We start from the raw sequence: 8,396 nt of genomic DNA, 5'->3' as shown, positions 1-8,396 counted from the left end.
GCGGCGTTGGCGTGCACCTGCTCCGGCCGCGAGGCGCCGGTGATCGCCGAGGCCACCTCACCGCGGCGCAGCACCCAGGCCAGCGCCAGGGTCGGCAGGCTCACACCCGCGCCCTCCGCCACGGGAACGAGCCGCTGCACGGCCTCCAGGGCGGCGTCGTTGAGGACGAGGTCCTTGGAGCCGCTCATCGCGTCGTTGGCGAAACGGCTGTCGGCGGGGAGCGGCTGTCCCGGCTTGTACTTGCCCGTGAGCACGCCCTGCGCCAACGGGGACCAGACGATGTGCGAGATGCCGTTGGCCGCGCACACCGGGAACACCTCCGCCTCGGGTGACTGCCACAGCATCGAGTACTGGGGCTGCGACGAGACGAACAGCTCCGGGCCCGCGATGTCGACGGCCGCCTGGATCTGCTCGGGGGTCCATTCGCTGAAACCGAGGTAGCGGGCCTTGCCCTGCCGTACGACCTTCTGGAGGGCCTCGACCGTCTCCTCGATCGGCACGGTCACGTCGAAGCGGTGGGCCTGGTACAGATCGACGTGGTCCGTCCGCAACCGCTGCAGCGAGGCGTCGATCTGCTTGCCGATCTGGTCGGCCGACAGGCCCTGGTCGGTGTCCGACATCTGCCCCCAGACCTTGGTCGCCAGGATGTACGAGTCACGGGGGTGCTCGGAGAGGATCTCGCCCCAGGCCGACTCGGCCGCGCCCCGGCCGTAGACGTTGGCCGTGTCGAAGAAGTTGATGCCCGCGTCGAACGCGGCTTCGGTGCAGGCGCGTGTCTGCTCGGCCTGGATGCCGCCGGAGTAGGTGAGCCAGGAACCGAGGGAGATCTCCGAGACCTCCAGGTCCGAGCTGCCGAGTTTCCGAAAACGCATGACGGTTCCCTTCCATGGGTCCTGCGACGCGGTGGACGATCACCATGTAACCGGTAAATGTCCCGGCGTGGGGGCCCGTCGTTCACTCGGCGACGTCGTGCCACGGTTGCCCGCCGCCGTGCAGTGTCCGCCCCGGCCCGGGACACCTCGGTGGCGGCGTGGCATCAGGAGTTCTTCTCGGCACCGGTGCCGGCACCAACACCTGCGCCTGCACCTGCACCTGCACCGGAATGCGGATTCAGAAGTACTTCGCGGCTGCGGCGCGGCGCTGTCGCTTGCCCAGGGGTGCCTGGGAGAGGTCCTCGGCGCTGGACCTGAGGTTCTTGTAGTGATAGCCGCGCCGGGTCAGCCACGCCTTCGCCGCCTCTTCGGCGCGTTCGGTCGCCTCCAGGATGTCCTCCTCGTCTTCGCCCGAGTCCAGGAAGCGGAAGGTGAAGGCAGCGCGTGCGGCCAGGTCGTAACTGAGGTGCCCGTCCGCGGTGAACGCCGCGCGCAGCACGTCGTGCTCCGCCGCCCGGGCCAGGAGTTCGGATCGCTGATCGGTGCCGAGCCCGTCGAAGACACCGCGCACGGTGATACGGAAGGTGCGAGTACTCATCCCGCGACCCTAGCCAGCGGCTCCCCGGCGGCTCCACCGAATTCCCGTCCGCCGCACCCCGCGGGCCCGACACTCAGGCGCGGTGTCCGGGGCGCCGGCCGAGTGCGTCAGGCGTGTCGGCCCGGCGGTGTGACCGGCCCGGCGGCGTCCGGAGCGCGGGGCACCATCGGCGGAAGGTCATCATCATGAGGGAATGATCCGCGGCGTCGGGAGAGCACATGGATCTGCGGCAGATGGAGGTCGTGGTCGCGGTGGCCGAGGAGGGCGGCTTCACGGCGGCGGCGCAGCGGCTGCACGTGGTGCAGTCCGCCGTGTCGAGCACGGTGCGCGCGCTGGAGCGTGAGCTGGGCACGACGCTGTTCGACCGCACCACGCACCGGGTCTCGCTGACCCCGGCCGGTGAGGCCTTCGTACCGGCGGCGCGGGCGACCCTGCGGGCCGCCGAACAGGCCCGGTCGGCGGTCGACGTCGTCCAGGGACGGCTGCGGGGACGGGTGACGGTCGGCACGATGCAGGGTGTGTGGGCCGATCTTCACCTCCCGCTGGCCGCGCTGCGGGCGGAGCATCCGGAGGTGTCGGTACGGCTGCGGCAGGCGGCGGTGACCGACATCCGCCAGGCGCTGCGCGAGGGCACGGTGGATCTGGCCGTGGTCGCCCTCGACCGCCAGCAGCAGCGCGGGCTGTTCACCCGGCTCCTGTCCCACGAGGAGATGGTGCTGGTGTCCGCGCCGGAGCGGGCGCTCGGCGGGTCCGGCGGGTCCGGCGGGGAAGGAACGGTCACGCTCGCCGAGGCCGCCCGGCTGCCGCTGGTGGACTTCACGCCCGGCTGGGCGATCCGGCTCTCCGTCGACCGGGCGTTCCGTGCCGCCGCCGTCGAACGCGAGCCGACCTTCGAGGTCAACGACATCGTGGCGGCGTCCGAGCTGGTCCGGCACGACCTGGGCGTCTGCGTCTTGCCCGGCTCTATCGCCAACCGGTTCCCCGACCTGCGGACGCACCGGTTCGACCGGCACGCGCCGAGCTGGAAGGTGATGGTGGTCCGGCCGCGCGGCGAGGCGCCGCCGGCGGTCGCCGCGCTGCTGCGGCACATGACCTGAGCGAAGTCGGAGCCGCTCCTCCCGCCACGCACACCCGTCCTCGCCGTACTCCGGACACGTCCATCTCCGTTGGAGATGACAGACATCTTGGATCATCGTCATGGCAGGGGAAGCAAGGGGGCCGCCACGGCGCTGAGACAACCATGCGGGCGACAGGGAAGCCGTTCCGCCGCCAGCCGGTCCGTCCCCGAGCCGTCCCACCGGTTCTCCTTCCCGAGAAGGTGCCCGTGTCCGTATCCCCCGAACTCAAGCGCTCGGACCGGACCGCCACCGGCACGACCGCGCACGGCGTACCGGGATGGCTGGTCGCGCTCTTCGCGGTGGCCTCCGGCATGACGGTGGCCAACCTGTACTACGCCCAGCCGCTGCTGTCCTCGCTGCGCGACGTCTTCCACGTCGGCACGACGGCCGCCGGCGGACTCATCACCCTCACCCAGGTCGGCTACGTCCTGGGCATGCTCTTCCTCGTGCCGCTCGGTGACCGGCTGGAGAAGCGCAAGCTGATCACCGTGCTGCTGACGGTGACCACGCTCGCCCTGGTCGCGGCCGGCCTCGCCACGAACTTCCCGATGCTGCTGATCGCGTCCCTGATCAGTGGAGGCACCTCGGTCGTCGCCCAGATCCTGGTCCCCTTCGCGGCGAGCCTCGCCCCCGATCACGCCCGCGGCCGGATCGTCGGCCGGGTGATGAGCGGCCTGCTCACCGGCATACTGCTCTCCCGCACCCTGAGCAGTCTGGTCTCCGACGTGGCCGGCTGGCGCGTGGTCTACCTCGGCTCCGCCGTCCTGACGGCACTGCTGGCCCTCGCGCTGCACGCCGCACTGCCGCAGCACGCGCCGACCACGACCATCCCGTACACCCAAGTCCTGCGCTCCACACCGCGACTGGTGCGCACCCACCCCGTGTTGCTTCGCCGCGGTCTCTACCAGGCGGCGATGTTCGGTGCGTTCAGCGCGTTCTGGACGACGGTGTCGTACGTCCTGACGGGCCCTCACTTCCGCTACTCCCCCGTCGGAGTGGGCCTGTTCGCCCTGGTGGGTGCCGCCGGTGCGGCCGTCGCCCCGTTCGCCGGGCACTGGGCGGACCGGGGGTACGTGCGTCCCGTGACCGGCGTCGCGTTCGTCGTCGCGGTCGTGGCCTTCGCGGCCGCGGGCTTCGGCCAGGAGCACGTGGCCCTGCTCGCGGTGGCCGCGGTCCTGATCGACATGGCCGTCCAGACCACCCTGATCCTCGGCCAGCACACCATCTACCAACTCGACGCGAACGCCCGTTCCCGGCTCAACAGTGCCTTCATCGCGACGTTCTTCGTCGGAGGCGCGCTCGGGTCCCAGTTCGGCTCGATCGCGTACCACGCGGCGGGCTGGACCGCCGTCAGCGTCCTCGGCGCCGCCCTGCCCGTGCCGGCCCTCCTCTACTGGACGACGGAGCGCCGTGCGGGCCGCAGTACCGCCGCACGCACCACCTGACCGGCACGTCACGCCCCACCGGCACATCACGCCCGACCGGACGGGCGGCCGACCGGACACCCCGGCGACGCCGTCAGCCCCACCTGTCAGGAACCGGCTTCCTTCCTCAGGAAGTTGCTCACCTGGCAGGCGAGGGTGTCCCCGCCGAGATCGGCGCGGATGTCGGCGTCGACCAGGCGCTCGGAAAGATCGATACCGCCCGCCCAGAGGTACCGGTCGGTCCACTCGTCGTCGACCTTCAGCTGGATCTGGATGTCCACCCGGGGCAGCGAGGTCTCCGGACCGGCGGCGTAGAGGACCGCGGTGGCCCGGCGCAGCGGGTAGACGTCGTAACCCTCGATGAACTGGGAGTTGCGCCAGTCCAGGAAGGCGCTCTCGCCGTCGGGGCCGATACGGATGTCGATCTGCCCGTCCTCGAGGTGGATGCCGAAATGTTCGCCGGCGCGGTTCTCGACGGTCACACGGCAGCGGAAGTAGGCCAGGCCTTCGGCGGCGTCGTCGCGTCCCCGCGGCGGCTCCGCCGTCTCCACGCCGTGGACGCGGACACGCAGGCCGGCATGCTCGTCGTACTCCTGCCAGTCCCCGACCACGTTCGGCTCGTGCACAGTCCACCTCTCCACCTCAGAGAGCTGTTTCCTATCTGTGCCCTCAACTGGGTGTCAAATGAGTGGAACATGCCGTGGCCAGCGTTTTTGCCCTCGTTGATCGGCGATCAAGCCGTGCCCAGCCAGAACCCGTGCACGTGCCTTCGCGGGACACTTCCGCGCGTGCTGCACATCACGTTCCTCAGGCGTCGCGGCGTACCGCCCGCATCCGCTCGCCCGCCGGCGCCGGACCGCCGTCACGGTGCCGCTCGCCGACGCCGGCGGGTACCGCCTCGTGACGGTCGGCGGGGTGGGGAGGTCCGGGCCGGTCACCGTCTCGGCCGGGTCGGGCCAGAAGGGGCCGCGGCAGTTCCCTGGAGGGAGCCAGAACCGGCCGAGGTCGTCGGTACAGGGTTGCCGTCCGGTCCGATCCCGCAGGACAAAGCAGACTTTCTTGCGCAATTCTTCACTCGGTTCTACTCTTGGCCGGAATGAGGCTCCGCACGCCAGGGCATCCCGTGTCGCCGACAACCCGGCGGCCCGGACAGCGCGGGCTCATCCTGTGGTCCCTGGTGTACGCGTGCCCCGGAAGGGCGCTCGCCCCCGCACCGGAGCGGTCCGACCGGCCGTTTCGTCAGTCGTCGTGCGGGACGAACGCAGCGGCCGCGGACGGGCAGCTCGCCGTAAGCGCTGCCGCCCCTCCGGTCGCCCAGACGCACGGTCATGTGCACACGATTCTCCGCGCAGGCCAGTCGTCCCAAGGATCGCCGCAGCGGAGATGCAGATGGTGGACCAAGCCGGGCCGCGTCGTGCGCGCAGAGCCCGCGACAGCCGCTCTGAGCACCACCAGAGCCGCACCGGGACCGCGCCCTTCGACGAGACTCTGCGGTTCGTCACCCCTACCGCCTGGTTCCCGCGGCTCGCCCGCACGGTGCGCCGTACGGCCCCGCCCCGCACGGCGCGATCGGCGCGCATCAGGGCGGCTGGACACACGGTGACCGCCAGCCGTTACGGTCCGTTCCTTTTCGCGATCGCCATGATCGCCGCGATCCTGGGCATCGGCTTCATGCTTCCCACATCGGAGCACCTCGGCTCTCTCATGGCCACGGTTCCCGCGGCCACGGCCGCGCTCGCCGGAGCACGGGTCACCGCGACCATCGCCGGTCTCTCCTGTGCGGCGTGCGTCGTGCTCGACGGGCACGACGGGCTCTTCGGTACCTCCACGTTCGTCGTGCACCTCGTGTCGATCGCTCTGGTCTCGTTGTGCGTCATCATCTTTCGCACCCTGCGGGAACGGTCCACCCGTGAACTGCTCGGAGTACGGGCCGTCGCGGAGGCCGTTCAGCGAGTCCTGATTCGGCCGATGCCCCCGTCCATCGGTTCGCTGCGCATTCGGGCGGAGTACCGGGCCTCCCACCCCCAGGCACGCGTGGGGGGCGACCTGTACGCCGTCGCCTCCGCCGACGACGCTGTCCGCTTCCTCATCGGAGACGTCAAGGGAAAGGGCCTCGCGGCGGTGGACGATGCGGCCGCGCTTCTCGGGGCATTCCGCAGTTCGGCCCGCCGGACACCGTCGCTGGCCGACCTCATGGCCCTGCTCGAGGAAGCCGTGCAGGCCCATTTCGAAGAAGTGGCCGCCACCGACCCCGATGTCGCGGAGCGCTTCATCACCGCGCTCCTGCTGGAGATACCCGCGGACGGTTCGTGCGTCAGAATGATCAACTGCGGTCACCCTCCCCCCTACCTCGTCGAGGGAGGAGCGGTCCGGCCCGTGCCGGCCCGGTGGCCCGCGCCGCCCCTCGGGCTGAGCAGCACCGGCACGCAGAGTTACACCACGACCGTGCTGCCCCTGGCCGAGGAAGCCCTGTTGCTCCTCTACACCGACGGCGTCATCGAAGCCCGTGACCCCAAGGGCAACTTCTTCGACCTCGAGGACCGGATCGCCGCATGGCCGGACAGGGACCTGGATGAGCTGCTCCCGTACATTCTCGACGGCCTGACCGCTCATGTGGGCGGGAACATGCGCCTCAACGACGACGCCGCCATGGTCACGGTCCAGCGCCTGAGCGACAGCGGTGTGCGGCGGCAGCGCGATGGCGCGGACGACGGCCTGGCCTCCCTGGAGGACCCGGCCCAGGTGGGATGCGGCTGACCGCGTCACTCCCGCCCGTCGAGCCCCGGCCTCCCCTCCCGCACGGCGGCGAACTCGGCGTCACACGTCGTACGCCCAGAAATCGACGACCGCGGTCGAGTCCTTGCCGTACTGCACGTCCATGTCTATCGCCATGGCCCCGCCGTCGGCGGCGGGGTTCAGATCGATGTGCGCGCAGGCGTCCAACGGTTCACCGAGGCAGGCCTCCGAGGTGAGAACGGTGCCGGGATAGGCCTCCTTCAGCCACGTTCCCAGATCCGCTCGTGTGAGCGTGAACCGCGCCTCGTACGTCGTGTCCAGCCAGACGCGGACCGTGCACTTGGCATGGTGGGCTCCCTGGGGCAGCCCGTCCTGGTCCGCGTACCGCATGGCGTCCTCGCACGAGGCGGCTTCCACCTGGGTGATCGGGTCCGCTGTCAGGACGGTGACGACCGTCCAGGCGATCCACCCCGCGCATGCCGCCGGGAACGCCAGTACCACGGCGAGCACCCATTTCCGCCTCATGATCACCCTTTGCCGCTGTTCGCACCCCGCGCGGTGGCCGTCACCCCGCAAAATGGCCAGGACGCGAAAAGGTGGCGCGCGGTTCTGGGCCATGATGGCCGACCGGACGGCGACATCGATTCCGCTCGGACCCGCCCGGCCGGCTGACGGTACCCGGCCTCGTACTCCCACAGCGATTGACGTGTCGGGCCACGCGTTCGGAAGATGGCTGAGGCCGGGATGGCGTCCGCGCGCCGCACGGCACGGGTGATCGGCGCGGCGTGGGACCTGCGATGCTGAGATCATGCCGAGAGCTCGACTGCAGCCCTTGATCACCGCGGTGGGCCAAGTCGTCGTGTGTGAAGTCGACGGGCCGGACAGCGCCCCGCACACCCACGTCTACGTGGCCGTGGTCACCAAGCCGGAACCCCACTACGGGGGCGGACGTCTCGCAATGATCCTCACGATCCATCATCCGGACGAGGCCCCCGGGTGGCTGCGTGAGAACCCTCCGCCGGGCGTCACCTGGCTGCGTGATCCACCGGTCCCCACTGTCGCGAACGTCTACGCCCGCCCTTCCTTCCGGGTGCCTGGAGTCCCGCAGGACAGGCCTGCCGTACGGGTCGGGCGCCAACTCGTCGGGGAGGGGCTGCTCGTGCGGCATTCGACGTCCCGTTCCGTCCGTGGAAGTCAGTGGGCCGAGGCGGTCGGCGGGACGATCCCGTCCGTCGAGGACGACGCCGTCGGTTCGGGGTTCGACGCCTGGGCAGAACGCGAACTGGACAGGTTGGAGCGGCAGTCGTGGTGGCATGATCTGTAGCAGGGAGGTGTCGTGAGAATCACCGGCGACCAACGCGACTGGCTGCTCTTCACCGGATGGCTCCTGACCGGATCCGGCTACTTGCTCGCCCTGCTGACCGTGCTGTCGATCGGGGTCTTCATCCTGCCGGTCCCCCTGATCGCCACAGTGGTGCTGGCGACGCGACGCGGGGCCCTTCGCTGCGTGCCCGGTCTGATATCGAGTGCGAGCCTGCCGCTGTTCCTTCTCACCTACCTCAATCGAGACGGTCCCGGTACCCACTTCGCCGCCTCCGACGGCGGCGAGAGCTGCACCGAGGGTCTGCTCGAGCCATTGATCTTGCTG

At 70.3% G+C, this 8,396-nt stretch carries 8 protein-coding genes and 1 pseudogene; 5 read left to right on the top strand and 4 right to left on the bottom strand.

The annotated features are described in order from the left end of the window. Both ABZV34_RS35550 and ABZV34_RS35545 read right to left on the bottom strand, forming a co-directional pair. The coding region (locus tag ABZV34_RS35550; protein WP_356286198.1) for an aldo/keto reductase at window positions 1–872 on the bottom strand (872 nt) is incomplete at its 3' end. A 238-nt stretch (window positions 873–1,110) separates the two neighbouring features. Further along, the gene (locus ABZV34_RS35545) at window positions 1,111–1,470 is read right to left on the bottom strand and encodes a DUF6204 family protein (RefSeq protein ID WP_356286195.1); all 360 of its coding nucleotides are present in this window, start codon (window positions 1,468–1,470) and stop codon (window positions 1,111–1,113) included. A 218-nt stretch (window positions 1,471–1,688) separates the two neighbouring features. On the opposite strand from ABZV34_RS35545, the gene ABZV34_RS35540 reads away from it, so the two are divergent. Next, complete coding sequence (locus tag ABZV34_RS35540) at window positions 1,689–2,567, top strand: LysR family transcriptional regulator (RefSeq protein ID WP_356286192.1); 879 nt, start codon at window positions 1,689–1,691, stop codon at window positions 2,565–2,567. A gap of 227 nt (window positions 2,568–2,794) precedes the next feature. After that, window positions 2,795–4,033, top strand: coding sequence for an MFS transporter (locus tag ABZV34_RS35535; RefSeq protein ID WP_356286189.1), 1,239 nt, complete (start codon window positions 2,795–2,797; stop codon window positions 4,031–4,033). Window positions 4,034–4,119: 86 nt separating this feature from the next. On the opposite strand, the gene ABZV34_RS35530 is transcribed toward ABZV34_RS35535, so the two are convergent. After that, on the bottom strand, window positions 4,120–4,638 hold the full coding sequence (locus ABZV34_RS35530) for a hypothetical protein (protein ID WP_356286186.1): 519 nt from the start codon (window positions 4,636–4,638) through the stop codon (window positions 4,120–4,122). A 763-nt stretch (window positions 4,639–5,401) separates the two neighbouring features. On the opposite strand from ABZV34_RS35530, the gene ABZV34_RS35525 reads away from it, so the two are divergent. Beyond that, window positions 5,402–6,769 (top strand): PP2C family protein-serine/threonine phosphatase, encoded by a 1,368-nt coding sequence (locus ABZV34_RS35525; protein WP_356286183.1) that lies wholly within the window; start codon window positions 5,402–5,404, stop codon window positions 6,767–6,769. 60 nt (window positions 6,770–6,829) lie between these two features. Here the strand turns inward: ABZV34_RS35525 and ABZV34_RS35520 are convergent, their stop codons facing one another. Beyond that, complete coding sequence (locus ABZV34_RS35520) at window positions 6,830–7,273, bottom strand: hypothetical protein (protein ID WP_356286180.1); 444 nt, start codon at window positions 7,271–7,273, stop codon at window positions 6,830–6,832. Between the two features lie 283 nt (window positions 7,274–7,556). Between ABZV34_RS35520 and ABZV34_RS35515 the strand changes: the two genes are divergently transcribed. Beyond that, window positions 7,557–8,072 carry a hypothetical protein gene (locus ABZV34_RS35515; protein ID WP_356286177.1) on the top strand — a complete coding sequence of 172 codons (516 nt, stop codon included), beginning with the start codon at window positions 7,557–7,559 and terminating at the stop codon, window positions 8,070–8,072. A 12-nt stretch (window positions 8,073–8,084) separates the two neighbouring features. Beyond that, window positions 8,085–8,396, top strand: a pseudogene (locus tag ABZV34_RS35510) (hypothetical protein); the annotation flags it as partial.

It is taken from the genome of Streptomyces sp. NPDC005195 (assembly GCF_040608315.1).
GTDB classification, from domain to species: domain Bacteria; phylum Actinomycetota; class Actinomycetes; order Streptomycetales; family Streptomycetaceae; genus Streptomyces; species Streptomyces kaempferi.
This window is presented reverse-complemented; position numbering and strand designations above follow the sequence as displayed.

Excerpts from the sequence above, each read along its gene's own strand:
- ABZV34_RS35545 (WP_356286195.1), bottom strand. The coding sequence starts at position 1,470 with ATGAGTACTCGCACCTTCCGTATCACCGTGCGCGGTGTCTTCGACGGG.
- ABZV34_RS35540 (WP_356286192.1), top strand. The coding sequence starts at position 1,689 with ATGGATCTGCGGCAGATGGAGGTCGTGGTCGCGGTGGCCGAGGAGGGC.
- ABZV34_RS35525 (WP_356286183.1), top strand. The coding sequence starts at position 5,402 with ATGGTGGACCAAGCCGGGCCGCGTCGTGCGCGCAGAGCCCGCGACAGC.
- ABZV34_RS35520 (WP_356286180.1), bottom strand. The coding sequence starts at position 7,273 with ATGAGGCGGAAATGGGTGCTCGCCGTGGTACTGGCGTTCCCGGCGGCA.
- ABZV34_RS35515 (WP_356286177.1), top strand. The coding sequence starts at position 7,557 with ATGCCGAGAGCTCGACTGCAGCCCTTGATCACCGCGGTGGGCCAAGTC.